The sequence below is a fragment of the Paenibacillus sp. NPDC058177 genome (assembly GCF_042883835.1).
Classification (GTDB): domain Bacteria; phylum Bacillota; class Bacilli; order Paenibacillales; family Paenibacillaceae; genus Paenibacillus_AQ; species Paenibacillus_AQ agri.
Genome location: NZ_JBHVVB010000004.1, coordinates 441,006 through 461,035 on the forward strand (window position 1 = coordinate 441,006; position 20,030 = coordinate 461,035).

The 20,030-nt window shown below is 39.8% G+C and carries 17 protein-coding genes; all 17 read left to right on the forward strand.

The annotated features are described in order from the left end of the window. Nucleotides 1-17 precede the first annotated feature (17 nt). The 17 genes from ACFVU8_RS19095 to prfB all read left to right on the forward strand — a co-directional run bounded on the left by ACFVU8_RS19095 (nt 18) and on the right by prfB (nt 19,992). On the forward strand, nt 18-3,341 hold the full coding sequence (locus ACFVU8_RS19095; protein ID WP_387429324.1) for a glycosyltransferase: 3,324 nt from the start codon (nt 18-20) through the stop codon (nt 3,339-3,341). Nucleotides 3,342-3,385: 44 nt separating this feature from the next. Continuing rightward, the gene (gene rfbF / locus ACFVU8_RS19100) at nt 3,386-4,162 is read left to right on the forward strand and encodes a glucose-1-phosphate cytidylyltransferase (RefSeq protein WP_387429327.1); all 777 of its coding nucleotides are present in this window, start codon (nt 3,386-3,388) and stop codon (nt 4,160-4,162) included. After that, nucleotides 4,159-5,226: a CDP-glucose 4,6-dehydratase gene (gene rfbG, locus ACFVU8_RS19105; RefSeq protein WP_387429329.1), complete on the forward strand. Its 1,068-nt coding sequence runs from the start codon at nt 4,159-4,161 to the stop codon at nt 5,224-5,226. The genes rfbF and rfbG overlap by 4 nt, the downstream gene beginning before the upstream one ends. Next, nucleotides 5,226-6,455, forward strand: a complete 1,230-nt coding sequence (locus ACFVU8_RS19110) for a methyltransferase domain-containing protein (protein WP_387429332.1) — start codon at nt 5,226-5,228, stop codon at nt 6,453-6,455. Before rfbG ends, ACFVU8_RS19110 begins: the two co-directional genes overlap by 1 nt. Nucleotides 6,456-6,478: 23 nt before the next feature. Continuing rightward, entirely contained in the window at nt 6,479-7,216 is a 738-nt protein-coding gene (locus ACFVU8_RS19115; protein WP_387429335.1) for a cephalosporin hydroxylase family protein, read from the forward strand. Nucleotides 7,217-7,231: 15 nt separating this feature from the next. Continuing rightward, nucleotides 7,232-7,768 carry a dTDP-4-dehydrorhamnose 3,5-epimerase gene (gene rfbC / locus ACFVU8_RS19120; protein WP_387429338.1) on the forward strand — a complete coding sequence of 179 codons (537 nt, stop codon included), beginning with the start codon at nt 7,232-7,234 and terminating at the stop codon, nt 7,766-7,768. After that, entirely contained in the window at nt 7,765-8,700 is a 936-nt protein-coding gene (locus ACFVU8_RS19125) for an NAD-dependent epimerase/dehydratase family protein (RefSeq protein WP_387429340.1), read from the forward strand. The genes rfbC and ACFVU8_RS19125 overlap by 4 nt, the downstream gene beginning before the upstream one ends. Continuing rightward, nucleotides 8,687-9,871 (forward strand): class I SAM-dependent methyltransferase, encoded by a 1,185-nt coding sequence (locus tag ACFVU8_RS19130; protein ID WP_387429343.1) that lies wholly within the window; start codon nt 8,687-8,689, stop codon nt 9,869-9,871. The genes ACFVU8_RS19125 and ACFVU8_RS19130 overlap by 14 nt, the downstream gene beginning before the upstream one ends. Before the next feature lie 396 nt (nt 9,872-10,267). Then, on the forward strand, nt 10,268-10,660 hold the full coding sequence (locus ACFVU8_RS19135; RefSeq protein ID WP_387429345.1) for a flagellar protein FlaG: 393 nt from the start codon (nt 10,268-10,270) through the stop codon (nt 10,658-10,660). 11 nt (nt 10,661-10,671) lie between these two features. After that, on the forward strand, nt 10,672-12,138 hold the full coding sequence (gene fliD, locus ACFVU8_RS19140; RefSeq protein ID WP_387429348.1) for a flagellar filament capping protein FliD: 1,467 nt from the start codon (nt 10,672-10,674) through the stop codon (nt 12,136-12,138). 19 nt (nt 12,139-12,157) lie between these two features. After that, the gene (fliS, locus tag ACFVU8_RS19145) at nt 12,158-12,550 is read left to right on the forward strand and encodes a flagellar export chaperone FliS (protein ID WP_387429491.1); all 393 of its coding nucleotides are present in this window, start codon (nt 12,158-12,160) and stop codon (nt 12,548-12,550) included. Beyond that, on the forward strand, nt 12,543-12,878 hold the full coding sequence (gene fliT / locus ACFVU8_RS19150; RefSeq protein ID WP_387429350.1) for a flagellar protein FliT: 336 nt from the start codon (nt 12,543-12,545) through the stop codon (nt 12,876-12,878). The genes fliS and fliT overlap by 8 nt, the downstream gene beginning before the upstream one ends. A gap of 222 nt (nt 12,879-13,100) precedes the next feature. After that, entirely contained in the window at nt 13,101-13,298 is a 198-nt protein-coding gene (locus ACFVU8_RS19155; RefSeq protein ID WP_019915069.1) for a cold shock domain-containing protein, read from the forward strand. A 261-nt stretch (nt 13,299-13,559) separates the two neighbouring features. Beyond that, entirely contained in the window at nt 13,560-15,008 is a 1,449-nt protein-coding gene (locus tag ACFVU8_RS19160) for an S-layer homology domain-containing protein (RefSeq protein ID WP_387429353.1), read from the forward strand. A gap of 255 nt (nt 15,009-15,263) precedes the next feature. Beyond that, nucleotides 15,264-15,818 (forward strand): ribosome hibernation-promoting factor, HPF/YfiA family, encoded by a 555-nt coding sequence (gene hpf, locus ACFVU8_RS19165; RefSeq protein WP_379466430.1) that lies wholly within the window; start codon nt 15,264-15,266, stop codon nt 15,816-15,818. A 279-nt stretch (nt 15,819-16,097) separates the two neighbouring features. Continuing rightward, entirely contained in the window at nt 16,098-18,605 is a 2,508-nt protein-coding gene (gene secA / locus ACFVU8_RS19170; RefSeq protein ID WP_379466429.1) for a preprotein translocase subunit SecA, read from the forward strand. 273 nt (nt 18,606-18,878) lie between these two features. Beyond that, nucleotides 18,879-19,992, forward strand: a protein-coding gene (gene prfB, locus ACFVU8_RS19175) for a peptide chain release factor 2 (protein ID WP_387429355.1) whose coding sequence is annotated in 2 segments (ribosomal slippage) — nt 18,879-18,950 and nt 18,952-19,992 — 1,113 coding nt in all. Because the reading frame shifts where the segments join, the coding sequence is not laid out codon by codon here. The last annotated feature ends 38 nt before the right edge of the window (nt 19,993-20,030 follow it).

The window sequence follows — 20,030 nt, forward strand, 5'->3', positions numbered from 1 at the left end:
TGGAGATGAAACGATAAATGACTGAAATCTCAAATAATTTTGAACAAGAGAAAAAGTTATTTAAAGACAACATAGAATTCCTTATTAGTAGCGGAGATATTAAAAATTCTAAGAAACTTATAGAAGAATATGAAACTTTTGGAAAACATGATGTTGATATTTTGAGTATGAAAGCAATTATTTCCATTATAGAAAATAAACTGGATGATGCAGAGCATCTGCTTTGGGAAGGGATTAAACTAGATCCTAAAAATAAAGATGTGTTGTTCAATCTTGCATATCTATACGAAAATAAGGGGGACATTCAAAAAGCAATTAACTTCTATTGGTTGGTCTATAAAAAAACAGATGACTTTAATCAAAGGAGCACAATTCGGAGTACTTTACAAAAACTGAAATTGCTAAAGGACACCTCTGAGAAAAAGTTTATTATTCTCTCATCCTGTCCGTGGGGAGCAATGTTACAAAGACCCCATCAAATTGCGAAATCTCTTTCAAAGCTGGGTTATGAGATTGAATACGTTCAGCCGACGGTTCGAGCTTCCTCATCGCATAGTTCTGTGGATATAGAAGAATTAATGAAATATAGTCATAGTAATACTCGAGCGATCGAATTAATAAATATCCATACACCAATTTTAGCTAGTTATGAGGACAAAGATATTTTAAACAATTATAGGGAAGTTATTCAGGAATTGATTGACGCCTCTGATGAAGAAGTAGTTGTCTTATGTTATTTCCCATCTCAAGTGTCTACAATTAATCAGCTTACTGGTAATTTCAAGGTGGTTTACGAATGTGTTGATGATCACAGTGATCTAGAGTACTCGTACTGGAGTAGTAAACATGATCGAGAATATGAAGACCTGTTGCTAAATAGAGCCGATATAATAACCACAACTAGTTCCGCACTTTATTTATCTAAAACTATGAATAAAGATAATGTTTTCCTTTCTAAAAATGCTGTCAACATTGAAGATTTCAATAGAAGTGGAAATGATAGTATTCCGGATGATCTTATCAACATTCCTGAGCCTAGAGTATGTTACGTAGGAGCTGTTGACCGTTGGTTTGACGAAGAATTGTTTTATAAACTAGTTCGTGATAATAAGGATAAGTCATTCGTTGTAATAGGACCTGTCAAAGAGGGGATTTTATCAATAAAAGAGAATAATTTATTTATTCTTGGTATGAAGGAGCATAGTGAATTAACAAACTATTTGAGATATATGAATACAGGAATTATACCTTTTAAAGACGATATAGATATAATCGTTAATTGTGACCCAATAAAAATGTATGAATATGTAATGAGTGGTCTGCCAGTAGTGGCTACAAATATGCCTGAGCTAGTTGGTAACCTGGATTTCATTAAAGTAAGTAATGGACCAGAGGAGTTTAATCGGTTTATAAATGAAGCTATTGAAATGAAAGTCGATCTCCATACGCAAAATGAATTTATTGCAGAGAATACATGGGAATTAAGATGTAAATGCTTATTGGATATTTTAGATGGTAGGACAGAACAATACACCAAAGAAAAGGTAGTGTCAGTTTTAAGAGGGAATTGGAAGGGCGTTATAAATCAAAATCCATTGTTAAAATCTTTGTATTCCCTTACTTTTGCTGAAACTGATATTAAAAAATATTTTGAACTGGCTAGAGATGCTTATCATTCCCTAAAGATATCATTTACTCTTAATAATTTTATTTACTCTTCAGTACTTAATAATCAAATAATTGAGTGTGCAGAGATTATTGTAAATGATGTTAATCTAAGCTATGTCGAAAGAGCAGAATTGTTATTTCTGCTTGATAATAAAGAAGTAAGCTTACTTAAAGTCAGCTTACTTCAAATGGCTAAACATTATATTCATGTCAAACAGAGCGTTTTAGATTTTAAAGAAAATAATGAAAATGCGCACTATCTTTACGCCCTTGGAAACTATTGTTACGATACTGGATTCTACGATCAAGCCATTGACTCGTATGACCAGTTAAGAAGCAAAGGAGCAGGCTTCTTACTTAAGAGTCCTTTTTTAAATAAGAATATGTGCGATATGTTAATAGTTAAAGGTAAGTTAATAGAAAGCAGAGAGTATAAAGAACAAGAAAATGCAATCACGAAGAAATATATTTCAACAATCAGTGATCAAATTGAAAAGCGATGTAGATTTAGCGTAGTTATACCAACGAGAAATAGTCATAACGTACTTAAATATACGCTAATGACTTGCCTTAACCAGAGCTTTGAAGACTACGAAATTGTTATTAGCGATAATAGTAGTGATAATCTAACTAAAGAATTAATAGAGGAATTCAGTGAATCAAAAATAAAATATTTTAGGCCCGAGCGAGAGCTTGCAATGACAGAAAATTATAATTTTGCAATTTCTAAAGCAGAAGGAGAATATATTCTGGTATTGGGCTCAGATGATGGTCTATTACTTCATGCACTTAATACGTTAGATAATATTTTATATTCTTTAGATACAAAAATAATTCATTGGAATCATATTTTTTATGGGTGGCCGGACGTTAAACTTAAAGGTTTAGAAAACTTTTTTCATATTCCTAAAACAACGGCAGGGAACATAACTCAAAGGGTTGTTAATAGCAGTGAAGTAGTAGAAAATGTATTAAATTTCGTATCACCCTATAGTACACTGCCTATGTTATATTGTAATGCGGTTGTACATAGAGATTTGGTATTTCACTTGGAAAAAATAGCTGGCAATGTTTTTAATGGACTTATTCCCGATGTGTATTCTGGATTTGCTTTAGCTTGTACGCAAGAGAAATTTGTTTCTATAGATTTACCTATGTCTATCGGAGGATCTTCCGGTAAAAGCAATGGTGTATCTTTTTTGAAGCCATCTTTAGATACTGAATCTAAAGAAATACAAGAAGATTTTTTGAAATTGAACAATGGAATGAAAGTGGATAGATTTAAAGTTATACCGAATGTCCCGAATGTTGTAACTGCGGTTGCGGAGGCCTTTTTAACTGTGAAAGAACTACTAGTACCGTATTCTCAAAGGTTCAATTTAAATAGGAAAAGCATGATACAAATATGTTTAGAAGAGCTTGATAATTCAGATAATGAATTTCCAGTCTATATAAAGAGAATATATGAAAGTTTAGAAGATGATGAAGTTCTTATGGAATGGTTCGTTAAGAATTATATTAATAATCCTGATTTCGGTAAAATACCGCAAATTCCAAAAGGTCTTCAAAAAGGTTTCACTCCAACTGGAGATCTTATGTTAGATTTGAGCGACTTTAACATTACTGATGTTTATGGTGCTGCAGAAATGTACAGACGCGTTACCGGATGGTAATGGATTAGAAGGTTTATATACCTATATATGGGAAGTGGGCAATCATGAAAGCAGTCATCTTAGCTGGAGGTTATGGTACTAGAATTAGCGAGGAAACTCATTTGAAACCTAAACCAATGATTGAAATTGGTGGTAAGCCGATACTATGGCATATTATGAAAATCTACTCCCATTATGGAATAAATGATTTTATTATTTGTTTAGGTTATAAGGGTTATATGATCAAGGAGTATTTTGCGAATTATTATTTACACATGTCAGATGTAACTTATGATATGCGTGATAATAATATGAAGATACACAATAATAGTAGCGAACCATGGAAGGTGACTCTTGTCGATACTGGATTGGAAACAATGACGGGTGGTCGGTTAAAGAGAGTACAAAAATATATTGGTAATGAAACATTCTGTTTTACGTACGGAGATGGCGTTTGTGATGTCAATATTTCAGATGTTATCAATTTCCATCGTGCCAATGGAACAAAAGCTACATTAACTGCAATACAGCCTCCTGGACGCTTCGGGGCTATAGATATTTTACAAAATAGTAGAATAACTAGCTTTGAGGAAAAACCTCAAGGAGATGGAAGTTGGGTAAATGGCGGTTATTTTGTTCTTGAACCGGAAGTTTTTGAGTTGATTGAAAATGATGCTACGGTTTGGGAGCTTGACCCCTTAGAAAGCTTAGCAAGAAATAATCAGTTGTCCGCATTTAAACACTATGGTTTTTGGCAGCCAATGGACACATTAAGAGACAAAGTGAAATTAGAGGAAATGTGGGATAGAAGAGAAGCTCCTTGGAAGGTATGGGAATCATGAAATCATTTTGGGAGAATAAGAGAATCCTGATTACAGGGCATACAGGTTTTAAAGGAAGTTGGTTGTCGCTTTGGTTACAGAAACTGGGTGCACAAGTGACGGGTTACTCGCTAGCACCCCCAACTACTCCCAATCTATTTACTCAAGCAGAAGTGAAGAATGGAATGACTTCAATATATGGGGATATTCGCGATTTATCCTTATTAAAAAAAACAATTTCCGAGTTTGATCCGGAAATCATATTCCATATGGCGGCACAATCACTTGTGAGAAGATCATATCAAGAACCGGTAGAAACTTTTTCGGCGAACGTGATGGGGACAGTAAACTTGTTTGAAGCCGCTCGCGATGCTGAGAACCTACGTGCCATCATTAACATTACGAGTGATAAGTGCTATGAGAATAAAGAATGGCAATGGGGCTATAGAGAAATAGACCCGATGGGCGGGTATGATCCATATAGCGCAAGCAAAGGCTGTGCAGAACTAGTTACTGCCTCTTATAGGCGTTCTTTTTATAATGATCAACATAAGGTAGCTATTGCTAGTGTGCGAGCTGGTAATGTAATTGGCGGTGGAGACTGGGCTGAGGACCGTTTAATTCCTGACCTAGTTAGATCAATACAAGCTAATAAGTCTCTAAAGATTAGAAACCCTCACTCAGTTAGACCATGGCAGCATGTGTTGGAACCTCTTTATGGTTACTTACTATTAGCTGAGAAAATGTGGAGTAATGGTGAAGAATATAGTGATGCATGGAATATCGGTCCTTCCGATTATGATGCAATCTCAGTAGAAGCCCTATTAAGTTTATTCCAAACAGGATGGAAACAAAAATTAAACATTCAAATGGACGATGGTAATCACCCGCACGAAGCGGGTTATCTCAAATTAGATTGTTCGAAAGCAAGATTGAGATTAGGTTGGAAGTCGAACCTATCTATCCAACAATGTGTGCAATGGGTCGTAGCATGGACATATGCATACCTACAAGAAGAGAATATTCGTGAATTTACACTAGATCAAATAACATCATTTGAAGAGTTAATAAAGGAGCATAAATAATGCAGACCTGCCGTTTTTGTGGTGAGGAGCTTACACAGAATTTTGTTGATTTAGGTATGTCTCCACTCTCAAATTCTTTTATTAAACCTGAAAGCTTATATGCAGCAGAAACTTTTCTACCGTTACATGCATTTGTATGTAGTCATTGTCATTTAGTTCAACTTGAAGATTTTGAAACACCAGAGCACATATTTCAGAATTATGCATATTTCAGCTCGTTTTCGCAAAGCTGGCTTTTGCATGCACAGAATTACGTTCAAAAGATGATAACAGAATACCCAATAACTACAAACAGTCACGTAGTTGAAATTGCAAGCAATGACGGCTACTTGCTTCAATATTTCAAGGAGAGTAATGTGCCTGTATTAGGTATTGAGCCAGCAAAAAATGTCGCAAAGGTTGCTATTGATAAAGGGATACCTACTATTTCTAACTTTTTCGGCAGGGATCTGGCCTCAGATTTATCTGCAAAAGGAAAACAAGCAGATCTTCTTCTTGGTAATAATGTACTGGCTCATGTTCCTGATATTAATGATTTTGTAGCGGGGATGAAGATCCTTTTGAAGTCTGACGGAATAATTACAATGGAGTTTCCACACCTATTAAAGCTAATGGAAGATGTACAGTTTGACACTATTTATCACGAACATTTTTCGTATCTCTCACTTACGGCAGTAAACAAAATATTCGATGCACATGACTTGCGAATATTTAATGTAGAGAAAATTGAAACGCATGGAGGTTCTTTGCGTATTTACGCAAAACATTCGGAAGATCTTACAAAACAAGTTGATCAACGCGTTCAGAACCTATTGGATCAAGAAGAACAAGCAGGACTTTTAACGATGGAAACTTATAATGATTTTTCGAATAGAGTTAAACAAGTTAAACGTAATCTCCTAGAACTTTTGCTGAAATTAAAAAATGAAGGAAAGACAATCGTGGGTTATGGAGCTCCTGCGAAAGGAAACACCTTGCTTAATTATTGTGGGATAGGGTCTGACTTTGTAGACTATACAGTGGATCGTAGTCCATATAAGCAAGGATTATTTCTACCCGGTACCCATATTCCAATTCACTCTCCCGGGATGATCCAAGAATCCAAGCCGGATGTCGTACTGATACTACCTTGGAATTTGAAAGAAGAAATTATGGATCAGACTTCATTTATCCGTGAATGGGGGGGGAAATGGATTATCCCAATGCCGGAAGCAATTATTATTGAATAATAAAAAAGGGATGAGTGAGTTATATGAATAGAGCTGAATTTGAAATGGAGAAAATGGAGAATATTAAAAAGCAAGCTGAGGATGTTAATCTTAAGAAAATAACAAATGATTTTATTCTTCAGCAAACCGAACATAAATACACATATAATTTTACTTGGCTCGGTATGCCTATTATTCAATTTCCACAAGATATTATCGCTCTACAGGAGATTATATGGGAAGTAAAACCTGATGTGATTATTGAAACTGGAATTGCACGGGGCGGTTCAGTTATCTTCTACTCTTCATTGCAAAGGCTAATTGGTAATGAGGGAATTGTAATAGGTGTAGACGTAGATATTAGACCACATAACCGTAAAGAGATAGAAAGTCATCCATTTTCGGATAGGATTCATTTGATTGAAGGTGATTCAACAAGTTTGGAGACTATCAATCAAGTTAAAGATATAATCTCTGACCGTAAATCTGTTTTAATTATACTTGATTCTAATCATACTCATGAACATGTTTTCAAAGAATTAGAGCTCTATTCTCCTTTGGTTACGAAAGGAAGTTATCTAGTTGTACTTGACACGATTGTTGAAGATATGCCAGATCATTTCTTTAAAGAACGTCCATGGAAATCTGGTAACAGTCCCAAAACTGCTGCGAGACAGTTTCTACAACAAAACAACCGATTTATTGTAGACAAAACTATAGAGGATAAACTTTTAATAACAGTTGCTCCAGAAGGATATTTGAAGTGTATAGCTGACAATTAAGTGGGGGCAGGTATAATGCGCTTTACAGAAACAAAGTTATCCGGGGCTTATTTAATAGAAATGCAGTTGTTAACTGATTCGCGTGGACATTTCGCAAGATCCTGGTGCTATGAAGAATTCGCATCTCGAGGATTGGAAGCCTCTTTTGTACAGTGTAATATATCATATAATAAATATAAGGGTACCCTTAGGGGCTTGCATTATCAGTCATTTCCTTATGAAGAAACAAAATTAGTCCGTTGTACAAAGGGCTCCATCTATGATGTTATCGTTGATATCAGGCCTAACTCGCCGACCTATAAACAATGGTTTGGTATTGAACTATCAGAAACGAATTATAAAATGCTTTATATACCTAAGGGTTTTGCACACGGGTTTCAAACATTGTCCGACGATACTGAAGTGTTTTATCAAATGGGTCAAGTTTATAAAGAAGAGTATGCACGTGGATTAAAGTGGGATGACCCGGTTTTTAATATAACATGGCCTAAAGAAGAAAAAGATAGAATAATTTCTGAAAGAGATTTGAATTATGATAGGTATGAAGAATGAAAAAGATAATTATAACGGGCGCAAATGGATTTATAGGAAAACATGTACTGAATGAATTGGCGGTTCGAGAAGATCAAATATATGCAATTACATCAAGCCTTGAAAATAAAAAAAATACCGATAATATTACTTGGTTGAAGGTGGACTTGCTTAACAGCAATCAGATGGATGATATGTTTTCATTAATTGGGTCGCCAACACATCTTTTGCATCTCGCATGGGACACCACTCCAGGTAAATATTGGAACTCTCCTTTGAACTTTAAATGGATGCAGGCCAGCTTAGCACTATTCGATATGTTTTGTTCTTCAGGAGGAAAGAGGATTGTAGGAGTGGGATCCTGCGCTGAATATGATTTAAGCCATGGTATTTGCAAAGAGTTTGAGACCCCTCTAAATTACAACAATATATATGGAGCTAGTAAAAATTCATTAAGTCATATGCTGATGGCATATGAAAAATACTATGGAGTTTCTAGTGCGTGGGCACGCATTTTTTATTTGTACGGTCCTTGGGAACATGAGGATCGCCTGGTTCCGTCTGTTATTTTATCACTATTAAAGGGTGAACATGCAAAATGTACCCATGGACAGCAAATTCGTGATTATCTGTATGTTAAGGATGCAGCAAAAGCGTTAGTTAATGTATTGGATAGTGAGATTAATGGTCCAATTAACGTTGGTTCAGGTAGACCGATACGGCTGCATGAAATTATAAGTACTATTGCGAATTTTCTGAATAAACGGGAACTTATTCAGCTTAATGCAATTTCAGCCGCTGTGGATGAACCGGAATCTGTCGTGGCTAATATGCAAAGGCTGAAAGAAAATACTGCCTGGAATCCTTCGGTCACTTTAGAACAAGGAATATATGAAACCGTACAATGGTGGCAATCCTATCTTCTTGGAGGCAAGCAAAGTGTCAAAAAATAACTGTCCAATATGCGAATCTACAAATCTAAAGAGCATATTAACTCGTAAAGGTATACCAGCGTATCAAAATATATTGATTGATAGCTTTGAAGATGCAAAGCAGGTATTAAAAGGAAATCTAACTCTTCTCCGATGTAAAGATTGTGGTTTTGTTTATAATAGCGCTTTTGATTCGAGCAAGGTTGTTTACGGTAGTGATTATGAGAATACTCAATCGTACTCTTTGTATTTCAATAATTATTTAAATGATTTAGTTGCTAACCTTATTAATAATAAGGGCGTTAGAAATCTAAACGTTGTAGAAGTAGGTTGTGGTAAAGGTGTTTTTTTGAAGAAAATAGTAGAATCCGGGGATAATTACGGCTACGGATTCGATCCGAGTTACATTGGACCGGAATTGGAACTAGAGGGTAAATTGAGATTCGAAAAAAGACTGTACAATGAAGATTGTGTTCATATTAAGGCGGATATTGTTATTTGTCGACATGTTATTGAACATATTTCGGAGCCACTGGAATTACTGAAGTCAATAAGAAAAGCACTAACACATTCTCCTAATGCTAGAGTCTTCTTTGAAACACCTTGTATAGAATGGATTTTTGAAAACAAAGTAATGTTTGATATTTTCTATGAGCATTGTTCTTACTTTAATAAAAGTTCACTTGCTAAGGCATTTGAATTGACTGGATTTGAAGTTGTGAATGTTGAACATATTTTTAATGGTCAATATATGTGGTTAGAAGCTAGACCTGTGGAGACTAATGGAAATACACATAATTCACTGCCTCAATTAGCTGTTGATACAAGAACTAGCACGCTGTTTTCTCAATATGAGATGGAATGGAGACAGAATGTACAGGAACAACTCTCTCACTATTCTAAAAAGGGTGAAATCGCGATTTGGGGTGCAGGAGCCAAAGGAGTAACCTTTTTGAATTTGATTGATCCAGATCTTAAGCATATTACCTGTGTGATAGATGTGAATCCAAATAAAGTAGGCAAGTATTTACCTGGAACAGGTCATGAAATAATTGGGATTGATTCTTTGCGAAACAAAGCGGTATCAACGGTGATTGTAATGAATCCTAATTACTTAGATGAAATAATGAAGATAGTTGAGCAGCAACAATTAAATATAGAGTTAATAAATATTGAATCATGGAATATCTGAATATTTATATCAAATAAAAAGAGTGAGCTTTTTTATCTGTCTCTATATCATATCTGAAATCCTCTGGCAATGATTATGGATGTGCTATAGAGACGGATAAGACAAACAGAAAACTAAGTGCTATAGTCCATGGGATTTCATAAATACTCTTTACATGTTCACAAAAATCTAAGCCAGCTCACCTAGTTGGTCCCGAGAGACGATGATTCTATTTTCGCGGTACTCACTTACTGCCACTACACTCATTTAATTCCGTTACGGTTATTTGGAGTGAACTTCGCCTTTGCTTCCATGTTTCCCATAGTTACTGAAAAACGAGGATGTTATTGTTTTTTCTCTACATAAGCAGATGTAAACAACCGATAAATAACCTATATTGCGATTGGGGGTTGTTGAATGAATTTTCAATTTTCAGTAACGACTAGCGCCATGAACGGCTATACAGCTGAAGTAAGGCAACCAAATGATATTGCTGCTTTGGGTAAAGATTCGAATAAAACGAATATTATAAAGAGTGCAGCGGAATTGACAGATTTAGAGCGACAAGGAGCTCATGTTTCTCTGGGTGAAGAGCATTTAATTCGCACCATTGAACGTGCTGTGAAGGCTCTTCAAGGTCCCACGACTACTCTTGATGTGAGTGTGCATCAGAAAACGCATGCGATTATGGTAAAGGTACTAAACAAGGACACTGGTGAACTGATCCGAGAAATCCCACCGGAGAAGACATTGGATTTAGTAGCCAAAATGATGGAAATCGCAGGGATTCTGGTAGACGAAAAGGTATAGGGGGAACATAAATGCGAATTACTGGATTTTCGGGTATGGATATAGATGGTATGGTGACTAAACTGATGACAGCGAAGAGGGCGCCGCTTAATAAGCTGAGTCAACAAAAAACAATTCTACAATGGACCCGTGATAGTTATCGAGAAGTAAACAGTAAAATTGTTGATTTCAAAAATACTAAGATAAAGTCATTTAATCTTTCGGCTGCGATGAACACCCAGAAAGCCGTAGTTACGGGGAACACAACTGCAGTAAAGGCAGAGGCTACTGCTGATGCTAATGGTGCACCTATGTCAATAGAAGTTGTCAGCCTAGCAACGAAGTCATACATGCAATCAGGAGCTTTGACAAAAACCACGGCTGGCGATGTAAAATTAAACACTACATTAGGAGAGCTATCTGGTAATGCAGGTGAGTCCTATGATTTAATTATTAATGGCAAAACCATCTCTTTAAGTAAAGATGATACTATAGCTAATGCGATTAATAAGATTAATGCTACTCCAGACGCAAAGGTCAACGCAACATTTGACGAAATTAGCGGTAAATTCTCTATTACTGCCAAAGAGTACGGTGCAACTAACAATATTACAGGTGGGACGGGTTCATTTGCAACACTACTTGGCCTCGGAGCTGTGCAGGGGGCTAAACAATCGGAAGTAATAATTAAAAGTAAACCATCAGATGCTACCGGTAGGACATTGCATTCAGATAATAATTCATTAACTGTAAATGGAATTAATCTAACATTGCTGGCTACTAACACAGCAGCAGATCCTGTAACAATTACAACAGAGGCCGATTCTACGAAGGCAATGGACACAATTAAAGCTTTTGTCGAAAATTATAATAGTTTACTTAGCATGTTTAATACGAAAGTAGGTGAGGAGCAGTATAAGTCTTTTCAACCACTTACAGATGATCAGAAAAAAGAAATGAAAGAGAGCGATGTTACTGCTTGGGAAGCGAAAGCGAAAAGCGGTCTCTTGAAAAACGATGAGATATTAAAATCTGCGATATTATCAATGCGTTCAATTATTTCGTCGAAAATAGGAGAATTAAGCTCGATTGGCATTACGACAGGTCAATATTATGAAGGTGGTAAAATCTATATTAATGAAGAAAAGCTTAAAGTTGCCCTCGAAAGTGATTCTCAAAAGGTGATAAGTATTTTTAAGGGTACAGCTGATGGTACAACTTCAGGTGTATACGAAAAGTTAAGTAAAACCATGGATGATGCCCTTACCAAATTGGTTGATAAGGCAGGTACTTCCAAATTTTCAACTGATGCAAATAGTATATTTAAAGAGGAAAGTGTGATGGGCCGGAAGTTAAAGGATTATAACAAACGAATTTCTGGTTTGGAAGATCGTCTAAAAGATATGGAAACAAGGTATTACAAACAATTTAGTGCTATGGAAGCTGCTATGAGCAAATATGAGAATCAATCAACCAGTCTTTCAAATTTTTTTAAATAGAAAGTGAGGAATGAGCGGCTTGCTTACATCTCCTTATGAAAAATATAGACAATCCGCTGTCCAGACATCTACTCCTGCTCAACTTGTTATAATGCTATATGATGGAGCAATACGTTTTGTGAAATCTGGAGTTGAAGGGTTAAATAACAATGATTTCCAAAAAGTCAATTATAATTTTGGAAGAGCTCAAACGATTGTTAGTGAATTGATGTGTACATTGGATCATACTTACGATATATCTAAGAATCTACACTCTTTATATGAGTATATTAATTATTTACTAATCCAATCTAATATCAAAAAGACTCTTGAGCCAGCAGAAGAAGCATTAGACTACCTAACGGATCTCCGTGAGACTTGGTTAGCTGCTAGTAAGCTGGTAAATGGGGCTCCAGGGAATCCTAATGGATAGTCTGATCCTCCAGTTGGAGGAGTTGACGAATGAACTAATAGTTAGACTGGATATGACAACATACGAGGAACTGGAACAGTTCATTATAGAGAGACAAACGGTAATTGATTGTATTGAAGTTTCCTATAATGTTTCTACAGTAACTGAACCGCAGAAAGAGCGAGTCCGGCTTCTTTTGAAACATGATTCATCCATTACTCATCGGATGGAAACACTAAGGAATGAAGCCCAAGAATGGCTACAACAACGCAACATTGCAAAAGTACAGCGTGATATGTATAACACCGCCTACACGCCGGATAGTTTTTTAATGGACCGCAAAAAATAATGTCTTTATTGTTTCACCGAGGGAGCAGACGGGTATTATATAACGTCTGCTCCTTTTGATTCTATTATCATTTTGTAAGCTCTTAATCTGGAAAATTAATGAATGGTAAATAATTGAATGAAATCATTTACTATTCCAATTGACAATTGAGAAGCAGCGATGGTATAGTCGAGTTGTGAGCAAGACTCACGTTCATCTGATGACGAAGGGAATGTTTAATCAATGGAAGGTAAAGTAAAATGGTTTAATGCAGAAAAAGGTTATGGTTTTATCGAAACTGCAGACGGTGGGGACGTATTTGTACACTTTTCCGCGATTCAAACAGACGGTTTCAAAACATTGGATGAGGGTCAATCCGTAGAATTTGATATCGTTGAAGGTGCACGTGGACCACAAGCAGCTAACGTAATCAAATTATAATCATCCGGCGAAGCCGACCTACATATATATGGTAGATGGTTAGCAATTGATACAACGCTAGCGAGAACCTTGGGAATATTCCCAAGGTTCTTTTTATTGTATACGCAATCATTGGGCGGATGAGCGCACATAGATGATTTTATATAACTATAATTTTCCATAAAAAGGTTTAGTCCTCCAACTACTCGGGTAATGGGTTACGTTGAGCTTTTTAGCTTACCAGGCGCACACTATACTTTCTGTAGGAGGATGAACTGCAAAATGAAAAAGATGTGGCGCGGTCTTATGACCGGAATGCTGGGAGTGAGCATGTTGCTCGGCTCTCTGGGCAGTGTATCTGCAGCCCCTGTTCCCAAAGATATTCAGGGACACTGGGCTCAGGCGCAATTGCAGCAATGGCTTGATAAGGGCTATCTTGGTGGGTACCCTGACGGTACCGTTAAGCCCAATAATGCGATTACACGTGCAGAATATGTTGCCTTCGTAAACCGACTGTTCGGATTCACAGAGACAGGAACTGTTAACTTCACGGATCTGAAGAGCTCGAATTGGTCCTACATTGAAGTAGCTAAGGCTGTCAAAGCGGGATACATTGGAGGGTATGAAAATAATACGTTCCGTCCTAATAATCCCCTAACCAGACAGGAGGCAGCTGTGATCACTGCCAAGCTGTTGAGGCTGAGCACGAATGCGACGACTACTAAATTTAAAGATAGCAGCCAGTTTGCTGCATGGAGCCGTGGTGCGATTGCAGCAGCTGCAGATAAGAAAATCATCAACGGCTATCCAGACGGAACATTCGGCCCTAAAAAAGCGCTGACCCGCGCCGAGGCAGTAGGTATTATAAGCAATTCGGTAGTGTATAAACCAGCAACACCAGGCGTTGTGAATCCTACGCCAGTACCTACACCAACGCCGTCGGCCACAACTGTACCTACAGCCAGTCCTACCCCAGTTCCGACAACTGTTCCAGGTGGGGGAAGCGGAGGCGGCGGTGGTGGAGGCGGTGGCGGGACCATCACTACTCCAACGGTTACTGGTGTCACCTATGGACATGTCGGATCGGTTACTGCAGATGTGTACCTCACACCTTCAGTAACAGGTGAAGTGTATTATGTTGTGGTTCCATATACGAGCACGCTGATAACACCAAGTGTGGCGGAAGTAAAAGGTGGACAGGGTGGTGCTGGTGTAACGGTTGTAAACCATGGAATTAAGGCAACCGCCGCTAACACAACAGTTTCCTTCTCCGTTTATGGCCTGCAAGCCAACACAGAATATGCTACATTCGCTGTGGTTACGGACACCTCCGGCAATTGGTCCTCCGTAGCAAAAGTGCAGTTGAAGACAGCCCCAGCCAATGCAGATGCCATTACGCTGGCACAGCCGGGACAGATTGGAACCGTAACCGCTGACGTGTACTTCAAGTATGGACAGGCTGGCGGAACGGCCCAGCAGGTTAAGTACGTAGTGCTTCCTGAGAATGATGCTGTACCAAGCGCTGGACAGGTGGCAGCCGGTCAGAATAGTGCAGGTACCACGCTGGCAGCGCCATGGACAGGTACTGTGTCTGTACTTCCAGGGACAGGTCATACGTATACCCTAACTGGACTTAATGCTGGAACGGGTTATAAGGTTTATCTTGTTAGTGGCTCCGGCAGCAATTGGTCCTCCGTAGAGGTTGTTCGCTTGCATACAAAGCAGCCATAACAGAAGGGATTCAGGTAGCAGATTCACAAGTGAGGACTTTAGTTAACAACTGTGAATGAGCAATTATAGTCTGTAGCAGAATAGAATTGTAATCGTCCGGAAAGGGTCGTTTCTATCCTCTTTCCGGACTTCTTTTTTAAAGGCGAATATCTTGCGGGAAATTTGTTAGCTTAATGTAAAGGTTGTCATGATTTGTTTTTTACTTAGCTCTAACAATTTGGTATAATGGAGCTGTAAACAAAGGAGGAGTGCCCCATGCAATTTAGCATTCGAGGTCAACAAATTGAAGTGACCGACGCTTTGAGAGACTATGTTGATAAGAAGCTCAGCAGACTTGAGAAGTATTTCGATGCACCCCCTACCTCAGAAGGATATGTAACGCTTAGCGTTGTACGCGGCCTTCATACAGTGGAAGTAACGATTCCGCTTGCAGGTGTGACGCTTCGTGCGGAAGATCGCAGCGATGACATGTATTCATCCATTGATGCCGTAGTGGACAAGCTGGAACGCCAAATTCGTAAACACAAGACCAAATTGAACCGCAAGTTCCGTCAGGAAGGCAGCCTGAAGACATTATTCGTGGAAGGCAACGGCAGCTCTGTAGCTGTAGAAGAACAGGATACGGACGATGATTTGGAAGTTGTACGGAACAAGCGCTTTACTCTGAAGCCTATGGATGTGGAGGAAGCTATCCTGCAGATGAATATGGTAGGACATAACTTCTTTGTCTTCTCCAATATTGATACATCCGAAGTGAGTGTTGTTTACAAACGTAATGATGGAAAATACGGACTGATTGAACAGAGCTAACTACAGCTAATTCCTATAATTAGTGAGAGTTAGAAGCGTTTATTATCAGTCAGATGTAAAAAAATTAAACGAGCCCTTATTCGCGTGAAGCGAATAGGGCTCTTATGCGTATATATAGTTATGTATGAAAATGTGCCAAGTATTTGCTTGTATTGCGGCATCTCTTACAAACTGTTACAATTTATGAAGCAGCGGAATCGTTTCTGCATTTTGGCCCTTTCAATTTAAGTGGGGATGGGCTAAGGTTCCACCATCTGTGTTGCATGAAAGGGGTTAACCATGCTAGGACTTGTAAAGAAAATTTTTGGTGATACTAATGATCGTGATGTTAAACGACTTTCGAAAACAGTCGAAATTATTAATGGACTGGAGCCGGATTTTGCGGCGCTTTCCGATGAAGCATTGAAAGGAAAGACAGAAGAATTCCGCGCCCGGATCGAAAAGGGTGAGACACTGGAAGAGCTTCTGCCCGAAGCTTTTGCTACGGTGCGTGAAACATCCAAGCGGGTGCTGGGCAAGCGTCATTATGACGTGCAGCTCATTGGTGGTATGGCACTGCATGAGGGCCGTATCGCTGAGATGAAGACAGGTGAAGGGAAGACCCTTGTAGGTACACTTCCTGTTTACTTGAATGCATTGCTCGGTAAAGGCGTTCATGTCGTTACAGTCAATGACTACCTGGCTCAGCGTGACAGCGCCGAAATGGGACAAATCTATAACTTCCTGGGCATGACGGTCGGGGTTAACCTGAGCGGCATGGACCATGCTTATAAACAAGATGCATATGCCAACGATATTACGTATGGTACGAACAATGAGTTTGGTTTTGACTACTTGCGGGATAACATGGTGCTCTATAAGGAGCAAATGGTTCAGCGTCCGCTCTATTTCTGTATTATTGACGAAGTAGACTCGATCCTGGTCGATGAGGCGCGTACACCGCTGATTATTTCGGGACAAGCTGAGAAGTCGACAGAGCTGTACTATGCAGCTGACCGGTTTGTAAAGAAATTAAAGGCAGAAGAAGACTACACGATCGACATCAAGGTGAAATCTGTTGCCTTGACTGAAAAAGGTGTAGCCGTGGCTGAACGTGCTTTTGGCGTTGAGAATCTCTATGACCACAGCAATGTAACGCTGAACCATCATATTGTGCAAGCACTCAAGGCGAATGTTATCATGCGCCGTGACGTGGATTATGTGGTGAATGAAGAAGAAGTGGTTATCGTTGATGAATTCACAGGCCGGCTGATGGCGGGCCGCCGTTATAGCGACGGTCTGCATCAGGCGATTGAAGCCAAGGAAGAAATTCAGGTACAGAACGAGAGCATGACGCTGGCAACGATTACCTTCCAGAACTACTTCCGGATGTACCGTAAGCTGGCTGGTATGACTGGTACGGCGAAGACGGAAGAAGAGGAATTCAAGAAGATTTATGGTCTTGAGGTTCTTCAGGTTCCAACAAATAAGGTGAATCAGCGTCAAGATATGCCAGATGTGGTATACAAGTCCGAGAACGGCAAATTCAACGCTGTTGTGGCTGAGATTGTGGAGCGTCACAAGAAAAATCAGCCAGTGTTGGTAGGTACCGTTTCAATCGAAAATTCCGAGCTTCTCTCTGAAATGCTGAAGCGCAAAGGTGTTAGACACCAGGTATTGAACGCGAAGCATCACGCGACGGAAGCGGAAATTATCACTCATGCAGGACAACCAGGTACGGTTACGATCGCTACCAATATGGCGGGTCGTGGTACAGATATCATTCTGGGTGAAGGTGTGTCCGAACTCGGTGGATTGCATATCATTGGGACAGAGCGTCATGAATCACGGCGGATTGACAATCAGCTTCGCGGACGTGCAGGACGTCAGGGAGACCCTGGCTCCACACAATTCTACCTGTCCCTCGGCGATGAGCTGATGAAGCGTTTTGGTGCAGATAATGTACTGAACATGATGGACCGTCTTGGATTTGAAGAAGATCAGCCGATCGAGAGCCGGATGATTACACGTGCTGTCGAGTCTGCCCAGAAACGGGTGGAAGGCAATAACTTCGACATTCGTAAAGTGGTCCTGCAGTATGATGATGTAATGAACCAACAGCGCGAAATCATCTACAAGCAGCGTCGTGAGATTCTGGAATCGGAGAATATCAAGGATGTTGTAATGGAAATGATCAAACCGGTCGTAGACCGGGTAGTTCGTGCCCATTGTAGCGACGATATTCCTGAGAACTGGGAACTTCAGGAAGTTGCGGATTATGTGAACAGCAAACTGCTGGATGAAGGCACATTGACTCGTGATGATCTGTGGGGCAAAGAAGTTGAAGAGATCACTGACTATATCTTTGATCGTGTACTGGAGAAATATGCAGCCCGCGAAGAACGTCTTGGCTCAGAGCTGGTTCGTGAGTTCGAGAAGGTTATTGTACTTCGTTCCGTAGACAGCAAATGGATGGATCATATTGATGCGATGGATCAACTGCGTCAAGGGATTCACCTTCGTGCATACGGCGGTACAGATCCGCTTCGCGAATACCAGTTCGAAGGCTTCGAAATGTTTAATGAAATGACCGCCAACATTCAAGAAGAAGTGGCGACTTATATTATGAAGGCACATATCGAGACGAATCAAGAGCGTCAATCCGTAGTGGAAGAGGATAAAATTTCTACCAACGGTGAGCCGGCTGAGAAGCGTCCGGTGCATGTGGAAGAAGCAATCGGCCGCAACGATCCTTGTCCTTGCGGAAGCGGCAAGAAATACAAGAACTGCCACGGCCAGAACGCATAAGCTAACAAAGGACCGTGAATGTATCTCTATAGAGTGGTATGGGACATTTAAGAGAATGTTCTTTAAATAATAGACATTTCTTTTTACAGAGTCTGCTATACCGTTTCTAAAGGGTATAATAACAACAAAGAGCGGCTGGGCCCGGGGATTCCCGTTTGCGGCCTGGCCGCTTTTTTAAATTCGTAGTTTTGGTGAATAGGAATGTAGAGATTCCAACTCGCTACTCCAATATGCGGGAAACGCAACAACTTATACTGAAAGGTGAAGTGACATATGATAGATCCAAATGTAAAGCAGGACCTGCGGGAAATCGGTAAGAAATTAACCAACCTTAGGGGGTCTCTTTGACTTAGACCTTAAGCAAGAGATGATTGCTAACTTCGAAGAGAAGATGGCGGCTCCCGGGTTCTGGGATGACAGCGAGCAAGCCCAAGGCATTATCGCCGAGATGAATGCTGTTAAATCTTCGGTAGATCAGTATGAGAAGCTGCAGCAGGATTATGATGATGCTGCGATGATGGCTGAGTTGGCCGATGAAGAGGGCGATGAGGAACTGGCGGCTGAGGTTGCTGGCAACATCCGCGCTCTGGCCGGTAAAGTGGATGAGTTCGAGCTGCAGTTGCTGCTGAACCAGCCATACGACAAGATGAATGCTATCCTGGAGCTGCATCCGGGTGCAGGCGGCACGGAGTCCCAGGATTGGGGACAAATGCTGCTGCGGATGTATACACGCTGGGCAGAGAAACGCGGCTTCAAGGTCGAAGTGCTGGATTATCTTCCAGGTGATGAGGCAGGAATCAAGAGCGTGACCCTGCTAATCAAAGGCTTTAACGCTTATGGTTACTTGAAGGTAGAGAAGGGCGTACACCGATTGGTACGTATCTCGCCTTTTGACTCCTCCGGCAGACGGCATACTTCATTCGTATCCTGTGATGTGGTACCAGAAATATCGGATGATGTGGAAGTTGAAATCCGTACAGAGGATCTTAAAATCGATACCTACCGGGCAAGTGGTGCCGGTGGTCAGCATATCAATACGACAGACTCGGCGGTGCGGATCACGCACTTACCAACTGGTGTGGTTGTGACTTGTCAGAATGAACGTTCTCAGATCAAGAACCGGGAACGGGCGATGACAATGCTTCGTTCCAAGCTGTATGAGCGCAAGCTGCAAGAGCAGCAGCAACAGCTGGATGAAATCCGAGGAGAACAGTCGGATATTGCCTGGGGTAGCCAGATTCGCTCCTATGTGTTCCATCCCTATAGTATGGTAAAGGATCACCGCACTTCCGTGGAAACCGGAAACGTGGGTGCTGTAATGGATGGCGATCTGGACGCATTTATTGATGGATATTTGCGCAGCCAAATCAAGACTGAAACTGAATAAGTACAAATGAATTCCTACGCTTCCTCGGAGGCCGTAGG